The organism is Dietzia papillomatosis NBRC 105045, assembly GCF_001570845.1.
Classification (GTDB): Bacteria; Actinomycetota; Actinomycetes; order Mycobacteriales; family Mycobacteriaceae; genus Dietzia; species Dietzia cinnamea.
The window spans coordinates 35162-50183 of the sequence record NZ_BCSL01000016.1 but is presented as its reverse complement, the minus strand read 5'-3'; the positions used below and the strand labels follow the sequence as shown (position 1 = coordinate 50183).

13 protein-coding genes are annotated in these 15022 nt (G+C 72.4%); 11 read left to right on the top strand and 2 right to left on the bottom strand.

Annotation, left to right across the window (positions count from 1 at the left end; all coding sequences use genetic code 11):
• The first annotated feature begins 175 nt into the window (after positions 1-175).
• The 8 genes from DPA01S_RS07595 (at position 176) to DPA01S_RS07560 (ending at position 8365) form a co-directional block, all read left to right on the top strand.
• Positions 176-706, top strand: a complete 531-nt coding sequence (locus DPA01S_RS07595; protein WP_061915133.1) for an Rv1476 family membrane protein — start codon at positions 176-178, stop codon at positions 704-706.
• A gap of 294 nt (positions 707-1000) precedes the next feature.
• Complete coding sequence (locus tag DPA01S_RS17280) at positions 1001-2527, top strand: NlpC/P60 family protein (RefSeq protein WP_232303058.1); 1527 nt, start codon at positions 1001-1003, stop codon at positions 2525-2527.
• A 14-nt stretch (positions 2528-2541) separates the two neighbouring features.
• Positions 2542-3681, top strand: a complete 1140-nt coding sequence (locus DPA01S_RS07585) for an AAA family ATPase (RefSeq protein ID WP_375545829.1) — start codon at positions 2542-2544, stop codon at positions 3679-3681.
• A complete protein-coding gene (locus DPA01S_RS07580; protein WP_061915130.1) occupies positions 3678-4661 on the top strand; it encodes a DUF58 domain-containing protein in 984 nt (327 codons plus the stop codon). Before DPA01S_RS07585 ends, DPA01S_RS07580 begins: the two co-directional genes overlap by 4 nt.
• A complete protein-coding gene (locus tag DPA01S_RS07575; RefSeq protein ID WP_061915127.1) occupies positions 4658-5638 on the top strand; it encodes a VWA domain-containing protein in 981 nt (326 codons plus the stop codon). The genes DPA01S_RS07580 and DPA01S_RS07575 overlap by 4 nt, the downstream gene beginning before the upstream one ends.
• Positions 5639-5704: 66 nt before the next feature.
• Positions 5705-6436: a 3-oxoacyl-ACP reductase FabG1 gene (gene fabG1, locus DPA01S_RS07570; RefSeq protein ID WP_061915124.1), complete on the top strand. Its 732-nt coding sequence runs from the start codon at positions 5705-5707 to the stop codon at positions 6434-6436.
• A 1-nt stretch (position 6437) separates the two neighbouring features.
• On the top strand, positions 6438-7295 hold the full coding sequence (inhA, locus tag DPA01S_RS07565) for an NADH-dependent enoyl-ACP reductase InhA (protein WP_061915121.1): 858 nt from the start codon (positions 6438-6440) through the stop codon (positions 7293-7295).
• A gap of 5 nt (positions 7296-7300) precedes the next feature.
• Positions 7301-8365 (top strand): ferrochelatase, encoded by a 1065-nt coding sequence (locus DPA01S_RS07560; protein ID WP_061915118.1) that lies wholly within the window; start codon positions 7301-7303, stop codon positions 8363-8365.
• A 10-nt stretch (positions 8366-8375) separates the two neighbouring features.
• On the opposite strand, the gene DPA01S_RS07555 is transcribed toward DPA01S_RS07560, so the two are convergent.
• A complete protein-coding gene (locus tag DPA01S_RS07555; RefSeq protein WP_061915115.1) occupies positions 8376-9188 on the bottom strand; it encodes an Rv1486c family protein in 813 nt (270 codons plus the stop codon).
• Between the two features lie 76 nt (positions 9189-9264).
• Between DPA01S_RS07555 and DPA01S_RS07550 the strand changes: the two genes are divergently transcribed.
• Positions 9265-10077, top strand: coding sequence for a DUF3097 domain-containing protein (locus tag DPA01S_RS07550; protein ID WP_061228697.1), 813 nt, complete (start codon positions 9265-9267; stop codon positions 10075-10077).
• On the opposite strand, the gene DPA01S_RS07545 is transcribed toward DPA01S_RS07550, so the two are convergent.
• Complete coding sequence (locus tag DPA01S_RS07545) at positions 10061-10696, bottom strand: TVP38/TMEM64 family protein (protein ID WP_232303057.1); 636 nt, start codon at positions 10694-10696, stop codon at positions 10061-10063. The two genes, DPA01S_RS07550 and DPA01S_RS07545, sit on opposite strands and share 17 nt — an antisense overlap.
• A 163-nt stretch (positions 10697-10859) precedes the next feature.
• Between DPA01S_RS07545 and DPA01S_RS07540 the strand changes: the two genes are divergently transcribed.
• On the top strand, positions 10860-12698 hold the full coding sequence (locus DPA01S_RS07540; RefSeq protein ID WP_061915109.1) for a methylmalonyl-CoA mutase family protein: 1839 nt from the start codon (positions 10860-10862) through the stop codon (positions 12696-12698).
• Position 12699: 1 nt separating this feature from the next.
• Positions 12700-14973 (top strand): methylmalonyl-CoA mutase, encoded by a 2274-nt coding sequence (gene scpA / locus DPA01S_RS07535; RefSeq protein ID WP_061915106.1) that lies wholly within the window; start codon positions 12700-12702, stop codon positions 14971-14973.
• Positions 14974-15022 lie beyond the last annotated feature (49 nt).

The following is a 15022-nucleotide window of genomic DNA, read 5'->3' as shown; positions in this document are numbered from 1 at the left end:
CCGGGGTGGACACACGGTCCATTGTGGACCCTGCCATACGTCTGCGGCCCCCAATTTACCAGTACGGACGTTCTGTATAAACCCGGCACGTCCGAACGTGGGAACGGCACTGCGGTTGTCGCGCCGTCGGCGCGTGGGTTCGGTGCGACGACGACGAGATGGCACCATATCGGGCGTGGACAACCCCGACGATGCCGTGATGACGCTCGCCCGCGAGGCCGGGCCGGTCCCGTCGTTGGGCGAGGACGAGGTACCGCAATGGCTGGACTTCCCGGCGGTCGTGGCGGATCTCGCCGACGACGGGGTGTCGGCCCCGGAGCCCTTCGTCGAGGGTCTGCGGACCGTGGTCGAGGAGGCGGCGGATCGCGGGCTCGACCTCAAGGTGGTCTACACGGAGGCCCCCGCGGCGGTCTACACGGACGCGCGCGACGTGGCGACCTTCCTCAACGAGGAGTACGGGGGCACGATCCTCGTCCGCACACCCGCCTTCATCGGCAGCTCCAGCGACACGATCCCGAGGCACCAGCTCGAAGCCGGCCAGGACGACGCCTGGGAGGAGTTCGACCCGGTCGCCTCCGCCGCGGTCTTCGCCCACAAGATCACGGCACCGACCCCGCCGTGGGGGGCCGTCACCGCGGTGACCCTCGTCCTGGCCGTGGTGGCGATGGTCGCGTTCGCCATCGTCCTGCGCCGCCGCGCCCACTGACACGCGTCTACTGACACGCCGCGGACACGCCGCGGACACAACTGTGCATTGAGTTACAGCAGTGTATTTTGCTGCCCGCTGTTTCACATGTGTTCGCTGTGACTTACGGTGCTTAAGGAACCATCGGTTCTCCCGAGGCGGTAACGAACTCCAGTGGCGCAGGGGAAGGCATCACCGGAGCACGCGCCGCCCCGGTCACGCGTCCCGCCGTGCGGAGCGCGCGGTCAGCCGCACCCCCGTGCGGTCAGCGGAAGGTGAAAAGTGGAGCCTGAGCATTCGTCCCGCCGTGCCCCGGTGGCACGGCCACCGAAGAGCCCGTCGAGGGCGGCAGGGCGCGCGGCCCTGGCCGCGGCGCTCGTGTTGGGAACGGCCTCCGGGTTGCTGCAGCCCCCGGCCGCGGGTGCGCAGGGGGTCTCCGCCGTCGCCCCGGGCGACATCTCGGGTCTCATCCGGGCCGTCGCCGACGCCACCGCGAGGCTGGACGGCACCCGCGAGGCGATCGCGGTCAAGCGCGAGGGTGTGAACAAGACCCTCGTCGATCTCCAGATGGCCCGGATCGACCTCGATCGTGCGATCGCCGACGCCGATCGCACGTCCGCCGAGCGCGCGCAGGCCGACTCCGGCGTCGAGACCGCGCGCGGCACACTCGACGACTACTCGCGACTGCTGCACCGGCAGGGCACAGCTCCCGGCGCCGCGTCGGCGATCCTCGACCCGGGCGGGCCCGGCGAGGCCGGCCTGCGCCAGGAGTACCTCCGTCGCGCGGCGGCCGACCAGCGTCACGTGGTCGGGGAGATGGTCGCCGCGGCCGACGAGGCCGCCCGCCGGGAGGCCGAGGCGGTCACCGCCCGCGACGCGGCACAGCAGCGGTACTCCGACGCCGCCGCCCGTCGCGACGCCGCCGAGGCGGAGGTGTCCCGGGTTGCCGCCGAGGTCGCCGGACTGGAGGAGCGGGTCGCGGCGCTGACCCGCGAACTCGAGAACCACCGCGCCGCGCTCGCGGAGTCCGGGGCCACGCCGGCGGGGCCCCCGTCGGGCCCCACCCCGGGGATCGATGCCGAGGCCGAAGCGATGCGCGCCGAGGCCCTGCAGGTCCTCGCCGCCGATCCGGGGGCGGGCGAGCAGGCTGCCGACATCGCGTCCGCCCTACCCGCCCACCTCGACCTCGGCGCCGTGCGCCAGTTCGCCGGCGGGTCGTCGGACCAGGCCACCCGCGCTCTCGGCGGGGCGGTGGGGGGCGCGGTCGACGCGGGCAGCGTGGGTGCCGCCGTCGACGCGGGCATCCGCGGCGACACGGAGGCGATCGTGCAGCAGGTCGCCGACGCGATCGGCCGCGCCGACCTCGGGTCGATCGCCCAGGGGCCCGCGTCCCCGGGCACCGGCCACGGCGGGGACCCGGGCACGCCCTCGGGCAACGCCAGGGTGGAGACCGTCGTCAACCGTGCACTCTCCCAGCTCGGCGTCCCGTATGCCTGGGGAGGGGGAGACGCGAACGGACCCACGCGCGGCATCCGCGACGGCGGCGTCGCCGACAGTCACGGCGACTACAACAAGATCGGGTTCGACTGCTCCGGCCTGATGATCTACGCGTTCGCCGGAATCGGGAAGGCCCTGCCGCACTACACGGGCTACCAGTACACCGCCGGCCCGCAGTACCCGGTGGCCACCCGCCAGCGGGGCGACATGCTGTTCTGGCCCGGCCACGTGGCGCTGTACCTCGGCGACGGCAAGATGGTCGAGGCCCCGCAGTCGGGGGACGTCGTGAAGATCTCGCCCGTCCGCATGGCCGGCATCTCACCCATGGTGGTCCGGCTGGTCTGAGCCGCGCAGCGGTACTGTCGTCCCCAGCCCGTTCGGACGGCCCGGGCGGGGCGCCCGGACCACCCGACCACGCGAAGGAGCCCTCCGCGGTGAGCGATCCCCACCCCGACCACCCGACCCAGGCCGCCGCGTCCCCCGCGGTGAGCGCCTCGACCGCCGCCGAGGACGCCCGGCTCCTCGAGCGCGCGGTCTACGAGGTCAAGAAGGTCGTCGTGGGCCAGGACCGCCTGATCGAGATGATCCTGGTCGGCCTGCTCTCTCGCGGCCACATCCTGCTCGAGGGCGTGCCGGGCGTCGCCAAGACGCTGACCGTGGAGACTTTCGCCGCCGTGGTGGGCGGGAGCTTCCGCCGTCTGCAGTTCACCCCGGACCTCGTCCCCGCGGACATCGTGGGCACCCGCATCTACCGCCAGGGCCGCGAGGAGTTCGAGGTCGAGCTCGGTCCGATCCTCGCCAACTTCGTCCTGGCGGACGAGATCAACCGCGCCCCGGCGAAGGTCCAGTCGGCACTGCTGGAGGTGATGGCGGAGGGGCACGTCTCCATCGGCGGGCAGACCTTCCCCATGCCGAGCCCGTTCCTCGTGATGGCCACGCAGAACCCCATCGAGAGCGAGGGTGTCTACCAACTCCCGGAAGCCCAGCGCGACCGCTTCCTGTTCAAACTCGTGGTGGACTACCCGAGCCCCGAGGAGGAACGCGAGATCGTCTATCGGATGGGTTCCACCCCGCCGACGCCCACGCAGGTCCTCGGCGTGGACGCGCTCGTGCGACTGCAGAGCGCGGTCCGCGAGGTGTTCGTCCACCACGCGCTGGTCGACTACGTCGTCCGCGTCACCGTCGCCACCCGCGAACCCGCCCGGCACGGACTCGAGGACGTCGCCCGGTGGCTGTCCTACGGCGCCTCGCCGCGCGCCACCCTCGGCGCCGTCACCGCCGCACGTGCCCTCGCCCTGGTGCGGGGCCGCGACTACGTCGTCCCCCAGGATGTCGTGGACGTCCTGCCGGCCGTGCTCCGCCACCGACTCGTGCTCACCTACGACGCGCTGGCCGACGAGGTCTCCGCCGACACGGTCGTCCGCCGGGTGCTCGAGGCGGTTCCCCTCCCGCAGATCAGCGCGGTCCCCGCCCAGGCCGGCCCGCCGCCGTCACGGTGACCACCGCGGACGAGGGCAGACGCGACGACCCGGTCGACGCGTCCTCCCGCGCGGCCCTGACCCAGCTCGAGCTGCTCGTCACCCGCCGCCTCGACGGCGTCCTCAACGGCGACCACCGGGGGCTGCTCCCGGGGCCGGGCACCGAACCGGGGGAGGCGCGCGCCTACGAACCGGGCGACGACGTCCGCACGATGGACTGGTCGGTCACCGCCAGGACCACCGTGCCCCACATCAGGCAGACAATCGCGGACCGCGAGCTCGAGACCTGGCTCGTCGTCGACCTCACGCCGAGTCTCGACGTGCAGGGCCGCCACGGCGTGAAGAGGCGCCTGGTCGAGGCGGCGGTCGCGACCGTCGGGTTCCTCTCCGCCGGCGGCGGCAGCCGCGTGGGGATGGTCCTCACCGGCGACGGGCGGCCGCGGGTCCTCCCGGCCACCGGAGGACGCGACCACGTCCGGCGGCTCCTCGAGGAGGTCTCCCGGGCCGCGACCGGTGTCTCGCCCGGGGGCGCGCTCGACGACTGCCTCCACGCGGTCCGCAACGCCGCCCGCCGCCACGGTCTCGTGGTGGTCATCTCCGACTTCCTGTCCGAGGTGGACTGGGAGCGCTCCCTGCGCGTGCTCGGCACCCGGCACGAGTTCCTCGCCGTCCACGTGGCCGACCCGCTCGACATCGCCCTGCCGGTCGTCGGCGCGGCCCTCCTCCAGGACCCCGCCACCGGCGAGGTCCTGGAACTGGACGTCGACGACGCCCTCGCGGCCGACTACCGTCGCGCGGCCGGCGAACACCGCGAGCGCGTCCACTCCGCGCTGCGACGGTGCGGTGCGCCGGTCCTCGCGCTGCGCACCGACCGCGACTGGATCCGCGACGTCATCGACTTCGTCGGCATCCGACGCCGCGGCGGGCTGCCGACCGGCGACAGCGTGACCCGGGATCTACCCGACGACCACCGCCCGGCGGGGGAGGTGACGAGCCGATGAGCCTGTCCGAGTTCCAGCACCCGCTGTGGCTGATCCTGCTGATCGTCCCGGTCGCCCTCGCCGTCGGGTACGCCATCGCGCTGCGCTCGAAGAAACGGCGCACCGTCCGCTTCGGCAACTTCGGCACCCTGCGTACAGTCGACCGCCGCGGTCGCCGCTGGTTCACGCACGTCCCGGCGGCGCTCCTGGTGCTCTCTTTGCTGGCGCTCGTCGTGGCACTGGCCGGCCCACAGAGGGAACAGAAGGTCCCACGGAACCGGGCCACTGTCATGCTCGTCGTCGACGTCTCCCTGTCCATGGAGTCCACCGACGTCTCACCCTCGCGCCTCGAGGCCGCGCAGCAGGCCGCCACGACCTTCGCCAACAACCTCACCCCCGGCGTCAACCTGGGCCTCGTCTCCTACGCCGGGACTGCCTCGATGCTCGTGGCCCCCACCACGGACCGGGGTCCGGTCGTCCGCGCCGTCGACCGGCTCAGCCTCGACGAGCGCACCGCCACCGGCGAGGCCATCTACACCGCCACCCAGGCGATCACCACCTTCACCGAGAGCCTCGGCGGCCCCGACCAGGCCCCACCAGCCCGGATCGTCCTCCTCTCCGATGGCAAGGAGACCGTCCCCGCCGACCCCACCGAGGAGCGCGGCGCGTTCACCGCCGCCGAGCGCGCGGCCGAGGCCGGGATCCCCGTCTCCACGATCTCGTTCGGCACCCTCTACGGCACCGTCGACATCCAGGGCCGGCCCCAACCGGTCCCCGTCGACGACGCCTCCCTGCGCACGATCGCCGAGCTGTCCGGCGGCGACTTCTTCACGGCGTCGACCCTCGAGGAACTGGACTCGGTGTACCGCACCCTCGAGGAGCAGATCGGCTACGAGTGGAAGAAGGCCGACGCCTCGCGGCCGTGGCTCATCATCGGCTCGCTACTCGCCATGACGGCGGCGGCGGGATCGCTGACCGCACACCGCCGGATCCCGTGAGGCCCGGCGGGCCGGCCGAACGCACCAGCGCCGGGCCCGCCGGCCCGGCTCGCTAGGGTGGGGGGCATGGTTTCCGAGAGCACGCACGGCACCACCCCACGGACAGTCCTCGTGACCGGGGGCAACCGCGGGATCGGACGCGCCGTCGCCGCCAGGCTCCACGCCGACGGCCACCGGGTCGCCGTCACCCACCGGGGCTCCGGCGCCCCCGACGGACTGTTCGGGGTGCGGTGCGACGTCACCGACCCCGACTCCGTCGACGCGGCGTTCACCGCGGTCGAGGCCGAGTACGGGCCGGTCGAGGTGGTCGTGGCCAATGCGGGCACCACCGAGGACACCCTGCTCATGCGCATGAAGGACGAGCAGTTCACCCGCGTGCTCGACGCCAACCTCGCGGGGGCGTTCCGTGTGGCCAAGCGCGCCTCGCGCGGGATGCTGCGCGCCCGCTTCGGCCGCCTGATCTTCATCGGCTCCGTCGTGGGCCAGTCCGGCACCGCCGGTCAGGTCAACTACGCCTCGTCCAAGGCCGGGCTCATCGGGATGGCCCGTTCGCTCACCCGCGAGCTGGGTTCGCGGGGCATCACGGCAAACGTCGTCGCACCGGGTTTCATCGACACCGACATGACCGCGGGGCTGGACGACAAGACGCAGGAGATGGCCGTCGCGGCCATCCCGCTCGGACGCAAGGGCTCGGCCGACGACGTGGCCGGGACCGTGAGCTTTCTTGCCGGCGACGACGCCGGATACATCTCCGGGGCCGTGATCCCGGTCGACGGCGGAATGGGAATGGGGCACTGACATGAGCCGGAACGAGACGGACGCCACGGTCGCCTCCGGCGATACACCCGCGACCGGCGGCGGACTGCTGGCCGGCCGGACGATCCTCGTCACGGGCGTCATCACCGACGCCTCGATCGCCTTCCACATCGCCAAACACTGCCAGCTGCACGGCGCGAAGGTCATCCTCACCGCGTACGGTCGGCCCTCCCTCGTCAAGGCGATCGCCAAGCGCCTGCCCGAACGCCCCCCGGTGATCGAACTGGACGTGCAGAGCGAGGACGACCTCGCCGCGCTGGCCGACCGGATCCGCGAACACGCCGATTCGCTCGACGGCGTAGTGCACTCGATCGGCTTCGCGCCGCCCAGCTGCCTCGGGGACCCGTTCCTCGACGCACCCTGGAAGGACGTGGCCGTCGCGCTCGAGGTCTCGGCCTACTCGTACGCCGCCCTCGCCAAAGCCACCAGGCCACTGCTCAACCGGGGCGCGTCGATCATCGGCCTCGACTTCGATCCGCGGTTCTCCATGCCCTTCTACAACTGGATGTCGGTCGCCAAGAACGCGCTCGAGGCCGTCAATCGTTACGTCGCCCGCGAACTCGGCGCCGACGGCGTGCGGTCCAACCTCATCGCCGCCGGCCCCGTCAAGACTCTCGCGGCCAAGGCGATCGCCGGTGAGGCGCTCGGCCCCGGCGGCGAACTGGACAGGATGCAGGACGAGTGGGACCGGCGGGCGCCGCTCGGCTGGGACGTGGACGACCCCACACCTGTGGCGACGACGGCCGTCGCCCTGCTCTCCGACCTCATGGCCGCCACGACCGGCACCGTCATCTACGCCGACGGCGGCGCCGGGACCGTTTCCTTCAGCGGACAGGAGTGATCTGTATGACCGCATCGACCGACGCCCCCTCCACCCCGGGCGCCACCTCAGGGCAGGTGGACGCCCTGCTGGTGCTCTCGTTCGGCGGCCCCGAAGGCCAGGACGACGTCATCCCGTTCCTCGAGAACGTCACCCGCGGCCGCGGGATCCCGCGCGAGCGCCTCGAGGAGGTGGCCACGCACTACCGGCACCTCGGCGGTCGCAGCCCCATCAACGACCTCAACCGCGAGATCATCGCCAACGTCGAGGCCGAGCTGGCGGACCGCGGCCGCGACCTGCCCGTGTACTTCGGCAACCGCAACTGGACGCCGATGGCCGAGGACACCGTCCGACAGATGGTCGCGGACGGGGTCCGCAACGCCGCCGTCTTCGCCACCTCCGCGTGGGGCGGGTACTCCGGCTGCGCGCAGTACCAGGAGGACATCGCCCGCGCCCGCGAGCAGGTCGAGGGCGCGCCCACCATGGTGCGGCTCCGCCAGTTCTACGATCACCCGCTGTTCATCGAGCGGTTCGCCTCCGACCTGCGGGAGGCCATCGCCTCCGCCGCGCCGGGGGCCCGGGTGATCTTCACCGCCCACTCCGTGCCCACGTCGGCGGACGAGGCGGCCGGTCCGCCGTCCCTCGGCGGCCACCTCTACAGCCGTCAGGTCGCGGAGGCGTCGCGTCTCGTCGCCGAGGCGGCGGGCGTCGCCGACTACGACCTGGTCTGGCAGTCCCGCTCCGGTCCGCCGAGCGTGCCGTGGCTCGAGCCGGACGTCGTGGACCACGTGAGCGAGCTGGCCACCTCGAACGGCGTCACGGACGTGGTGATCGTCCCGATCGGATTCATCTCCGATCATGTCGAGGTCATCTGGGACCTGGACACCGAGCTCGTCGACGAGGTCCGCGAGCTGGGGGTCACGGTCACGCGGTGCGCCACGCCGGGTCCGAGCCGAGAGTTCGCCCGGATGGTGCTCGAGCTCCTCGACGAGGTCGAGACCGGGTCTGCTCAGGACCGCCCCGGTTCCGTACCCGCCCTCGGCCGGAACCGCGACGGCGCCCGCTGCGCCCTCGGCTGCTGCGGGGGCTGACGGCGGCCGACTAGCGCGCCCGGAGAGCGGCGTCGCCGGCCGCGGCCACGGCGGACCGGCGCGCCGCGTCCTTGACCGCGATCAGCCGCCGGAGCACCGGTTCGCGCGCGGCAGGGTCCGCGCCGACGTCCGGCTGGGCCAGGGCGACGGCGATGATCGCCTCGACCCGGTCGATCCGGTCGACGAGCTCCACCACCCGCGAGGGGAGCCCGGCCGGCAACCGCGTGACGTGGCCGTGGATGTCCACGTGCGTGCTCGGGCCGGTCCGCACCGCGGTCCGTTCGATGAGTTCGGCGGCGTCCATGACTGCGCGACCGAGTTCGGCCAGTGCCTCGGACGGACCCGCCGGCTGGGGCGCCACCGGGCAGTCGAGCACCCCGCGCGCCCGCCAGCGCAGCACGTCCGGATGGGGCTGGACGCAGGTCAGACACACCGCCTCGCGGGAGGCGGGATCGCGGACGAGCACACCCCAGCCGGCGTCTGCCACGTCCGCCCGGACCGAGGGGATCAGGGGCAGGCTCGACGAGTCACCGGGCGCTGTCGTGAGCAGCGACAGGACCTCGGGCGCCGGGTGCTCACGGCCCGCGCGCCGCAGGGTGGTCACCAGGTCCGGCAGCAGACCCGTGGGACCGCCGGCGGGGGAGAGCCCGTCCAGCATCCGCACCGGCTCGCCGACGATGTCGAGCAGATGGGACCCGGCGAAACCGGAGACATACCCGGTCAGTTCGTCGAAGGGTTGATCCGCCCACGCGGTCCGGAGCAGGTGGAGGGGCAACGGCCACGCCGGGGACAGCACGGAGTCACGGGTGAGGGGTCGGGACATGATGATCGATCTTACCGACGGTGCGCCGCCGGTACCCCCGGCACGACTGCGGCTACGGTGTCTGGCCATGGCAGACATGTACGGCTCCGACATCCTGTCCGGGACGGCGCGGCGCCGCCGCCCGGAGGTCCCCGTCGTCGACGCCGAGCGGGACCTGGTGGTGGAGGACGCCGAGTCCGGGTTCTGCGGCGCGGTGGTGGGTTTCGACCGGAGTTACGACGGCGAGTTCGTCAAACTCGAGGACCGGCACGGTCGGGTCCGCCTCTTCGCGATGACGCCCTCGGCCTTCCTCATCGACGGCTCACCGGTGACCCTGCGCAAGCCGGTCCCGGCCGCCCGTCGCGGGCCCGCGGTCACGGCCTCCGGGTCGCGGAAGGTCGAGGGTCTGCGCGCCCGCACGGCCCGGGCGGGCCGCATCTGGGTGGAGGGCATCCACGACGCTGCTCTGGTCGAGAAGATCTGGGGCCACGACCTCCGGGTCGAGGGTGTCGTCGTGGAGCCGCTCCACGGCATCGATGACCTGGCCGCGCTGGTCGCCGAGTTCGGACCCACACCCTCGGCGCGCCTCGGAGTGCTCGTGGACCATCTGGTCGAGGGCAGCAAGGAGTCGAGGATCGTCGCCGGCCTGGGCGAGAACGTCCTGGTCACCGGCCACCCGTACGTCGACATCTGGCAGGCGGTGAAGCCGTCCGCGGTGGGCATCCGCGAGTGGCCGGTGGTGCCACGCGGCGAGGACTGGAAGACGGGCATCTGCCGGCGACTGGGCTGGGGCGAGCCCGCCGATGGATTCCGCCGGGTACTGGCGGCGGTGAGTTCCTACCGTGACGTCGAGCCGGCGCTGCTCGGCGCGGTGGAGCGGCTGGTCGATTTCGTCACGGAGCCGGCCTGACCGGCAACCGGGCGTCGAGCACCATCCCGGCGAGTCCGACGGCGGCGAACCCGACCGTGGCCCACAGTGCGGCCGCACCATCGCCGGACGTGAGCGAGTCGCCCAGCAGGACCGCGGCGACGGTTCCCGGGGCGCTACCGATCACCGTGGCCGCGATGAACTGCGGGTAGGGGATCGAGGTGAGGGCGGCGGCGTAGTTCACCACCGAGAACGGCGCGGCCGGCACCAGTCGCAGGCTCCCCACGGACAACCACCCGCGTCGACGGAGTCGGGCGTCCACGGCGGCCACGCGGGGGTGCGCCCGCAGCGCGGCCGTCCGTTCGTGACCGAGCCGCCGCACCGCGACGAACGACAGTGCCGCCGCGACGCCGGTGGCGACCAGGGAACACGGGATCGCCACGGCCGGGGTGAACAACACGGCCGCCGAATAGGTGAAGGTCGAACGCGGGATCGGCGCGACGGTGACGACGGCGTAGGCGGCGAAGAACGCCGCGGCGAACCACGGCCCGAACTGCGCGGCCCACTCGCGCAGTTGCTCGAGGCCCGGCGTCGGCACGAAGGTAGCGACCAGCACGACGAGCGCCACGGCCCCCACCCACGCGATCACCCGTCCCCGCACGCGGGCGACTGTAGTCCACGCGTACCGGCCAACCCGTCCGGCGTGCGGGCGGACGCCTTCCCCCGCGTGCGGGCCAGCGGGTATTGCCGCGTTCCCTCTGCGAACAGGGCTCGGCTAAAGTCCGACAGTGACCCCCTTCACTCCACACGAGAACGAGGTACCGGTGACCAGTCCGACCACAGGTCCTGACCTTCACTCCTGGTACGCCTCTGTGGGAGCCGTCCTCGCGAAGGCCGCCCGCAAGGATCCCGCCGACATGCCGGTGGACGCGTGGCGCGCCCTCGTGGCCACCACCCGGGACGGCATCGAGATCAACCCGCTCTACACCCGGGTCGACGAGATCGCGGAACGCCCCGCACCGGGGCGGTTCCCGTTCGTCCGCGGCGGGGACCGGTCGGGCCTGCCGGAGAGCGGCTGGCACGTCAGCGCCCGCGTCGAGGCGACGGGGGAGGCCTCCGAGCTCAACACCGAGGTCCTGGACCTGCTGAACCAGGGCGTCTCGGCGCTCTGGCTGTCCGTGCCCGCCGCGGACCTCGCAGGGGTCCTCAAGGACGTCTACCTCGATCTGGCCCCGGTCACCTTCGACGCGGGCGCGGACCTCGACGAGGTCGCCGGCGCGTTCCTGGACCTGCTGGACCAGCGCCGCTCGGCCGGTGACGGGGTCGCCGACCGTGCCGCGGTCATCGCCGACCTGGGCGCCGCCCCGGTCACCGCCGCTTACGCCGGTGCCGACTCGATCGGACTCGAGGCCGCGGTCGCACTCGCCGCCCGGATGTCCGAGCGTGAGGAGACCATCCGGACCTTCGTCGCCGACGGCACGGTCTTCCACGGCGACGGTGCCGGTGACGCCCAGGAGCTGGCCTACGCGGTGGCCGCGGGCCTCGAATACGTACGCGCGCTCGTCTCGGCGGGCGTGCCCGCCGCGGCCGCGCTGCGCCAGGTCTCGTTCCGGTTGTCCGCGACCGACGACCAGTTCGCCTCGATCGCCAAGTTCCGCGCCGGCCGCCTCATGTGGGCCCGCGTCGCCGAACTGCTGGACGCCCCCGAGGCCGGCGGCGCGCCGCAGCACGCCGTGACCTCCGCCGCCATGATGTCGCGCCGCGACCCGTGGGTGAACATGCTGCGCACGACACTGGCCGCATTCGGCGCCGGCGTGGGCGGGGCCACCTCCGTGACGGTCCTGCCCTTCGACGCCTCCATTCCCGGCGGGCTCGAGAGCACCTCCCGCTCGTTCGCCGAGCGCATGGCCCGCAACACCCAGCTCCTGCTCCTCGAGGAGTCCCACCTGGGCCACGTCGTGGACCCGGCGGGCGGCTCCTGGTACGTCGAGTCGATCACCGACTCCCTCGCGGACGCCGCGTGGTCGGCCCTGCAGACCATCGAGGCCGAGGGCGGCCTGGTCGCGGCGATCGAGTCGGGGACCGTCCGCGAGGCGATCGCGCGGGTCCGTGAGGCCCGCGACACCGACATCGCCCACCGCACGGCGCCTGTCACGGGAGTGTCCGAGTTCCCGAACCTGGCCGAGCAGCCGCTCGACGCCTCCCGGCGCGGCGGCGACGACTACCGGTACGGCCGCGCGTTCGAGGACCTGCGTGACCGCTCCGACGCGCACCTGGAGGCGACCGGGTCCCGGCCGACCGTCCTGTTGGCGGGTCTGGGCCCGCAGGCCGAGACGACGCCGCGTGTGACGTTCGTGGCCAACCTGCTCGCCGCCGGCGGCATCGAGGCGCGCAACCCGGGTGTCACCGAGGCCGGCCAGTACGCCACCGCCCGCGAGGGTGAGGACATCGCCGTGCTCTGCGGCGCCGACAAGCGCTACGCCACCGAGGGGGAGGCCGCCGTGCGCGCACTCCGCGACGCGGGCGTGTCGACCGTCTACCTCGCCGGGGCCGAGAAGGGCTTCCCGGTGGGCGCCACCGACCGCCCGGACGGCTACCTGGCGCTCGGCATCGACGCCGTCGCCGCCCTGACCACCCTCCTCGACCAGCTGGGAGTGAAGTGATATGACGACCTTCCCCGATTTCAGCACCGCCTCCCTCCGCGACACCGACGGCCCCGACGCCCGGGCGGCCGCCGTGGCGGTCGAGGACGGCATCGCCTCCGACGCGCACTGGGAGACGCCCGAGGGTATCGACGTCAAGCGCGTCTACACCAAGGCCGACCGTGACGCCGTCGAGGCCGGCACCGCCCCGACCGACGACGGCGAGAAGATCACCCCCTTCCCGTTGGACACCGTGCCCGGTGCGGCTCCGTTCCTCCGCGGGCCGTACCCGTCGATGTACGTGAACCAGCCGTGGACCATCCGCCAGTACGCCGGCTTCTCCACCGCTGCCGAGTCCAACGCCTTCTACCGCCGCAACCTCGCCGCCGGGCAGAAGGGCCTGTCCGTGGCGTTCGACCTCGCCACCCACCGCGGTTACGACTCCGACCACCCGCGCGTGGCCGGTGACGTGGGCATGGCCGGCGTGGCGATCGACTCCATCCTCGATATGCGGGAGCTGTTCGACGGCATCGACCTCTCGTCGGTGTCGGTGTCGATGACCATGAACGGTGCGGTCCTCCCGATCCTGGCGTTCTACGTGGTCGCGGCCGAGGAGCAGGGGGTGACGCCGGAGCAGCTCGCGGGGACCATCCAGAACGACATCCTCAAGGAGTTCATGGTCCGCAACACCTACATCTACCCGCCCAAGCCGTCCATGCGGATCATCTCGGACATCTTCGCCTACACCTCCCAGAAGATGCCGCGCTTCAACTCCATCTCGATCTCCGGGTATCACATCCAGGAGGCCGGGGCGACGGCCGATCTCGAGCTCGCGTACACGCTGGCCGACGGTGTCGAGTACCTACGTGCGGGCCTGGACGCGGGCTTGGACATCGACAAGTTCGCCCCGCGGTTGTCGTTCTTCTGGGCGATCGGCATGAACTTCTCCATGGAGATCGCCAAGCTGCGCGCCGGTCGTCTGCTGTGGAGTGAGCTCGTCGAGAAGTTCGGTCCGAAGAACCCCAAGTCCAAGTCGCTGCGGACCCACTCTCAGACCTCGGGCTGGTCGCTGACGGCCCAGGACGTGTTCAACAACGTCGCCCGCACCTGCATCGAGGCCATGGCCTCCACGCAGGGCCACACCCAGTCGCTGCACACCAACGCTCTCGACGAGGCGCTCGCGCTGCCGACCGACTTCTCCGCGCGCATCGCCCGCAACACCCAGCTGCTGCTGCAGCAGGAGTCGGGCACCACCCGTCCGATCGACCCGTGGGCCGGCTCGTACTACATCGAGTGGCTCACGGCCCAGCTCGCCGACAAGGCCCGCCTCCACCTGCTGGAGATCGAGGAGGCCGGCGGCATGGCGCAGGCCATCGGCGAGGGCATCCCCAAGCTGCGCATCGAGGAGGCCGCGGCCCGCACGCAGGCGCGCATCGACTCCGGCCGCCAGCCTGTCATCGGCGTGAACAAGTACGTCGTCACCGAGGACCAGGAGATCGAGGTCCTCAAGGTCGACAACTCGCGCGTGCGCTCCGAGCAGCTCGCCAAGCTGGAGAAGCTGCGGGCCGAGCGCGACGAGGACGCCTGCCAGGCCGCCCTCGCCCGACTGACGGAGGCCGCCTCCGGTGGCCCCAGCAGCGACCTGGAGAACAACCTCCTCGCGCTGGCCATCGACGCCGCCCGGGCCCACGCCAGCATCGGTGAGATCTCCGACGCGCTGGAGAAGGTCTACGGTCGTCATAAGGCCGAGATCAAGACCCTGTCCGGTGTGTACCGACAGGAGGTCACCAAGGAGGGCGCCGTGGACAACGTCACCCGGGCGATGCGGATGGCCGATGCGTTCGCCGAGCAGGACGGGCGCCGCCCGCGGATCCTGCTGGCCAAGATGGGCCAGGACGGTCACGACCGCGGCCAGAAGGTCGTCGGTACCGCGTTCGCCGACCTCGGCTTCGACGTGGACATGGGACCGCTGTTCCAGACGCCGGAGGAGGTGGCCCAGCAGGCCGCCGACGCCGACGTCCACGTGGTGGGCGTGTCCTCGCTCGCGGCCGGGCACCTCACGCTCGTGCCGGCGCTGCGTTCGGCTCTGGCCGAGGTGGGGCGCGAGGACATCATGGTCACCGTCGGCGGCGTCATCCCACCCGGCGACTTCCAGGAGCTCTACGACGCCGGCGCCGCCGCGATCTACCCGCCCGGCACGGTCATCGCCGAGGCCGCGATCGGGCTCCTCGACACCCTCGCCGGCGAGCTCGGCTACGACCTGTCGTCGGCGGCCACCGACGCCACGGAGGCCTGATCGGACGTGGCACGGCTCGGCTCGGGACCTGATCCGGCGGGTTCGGGGA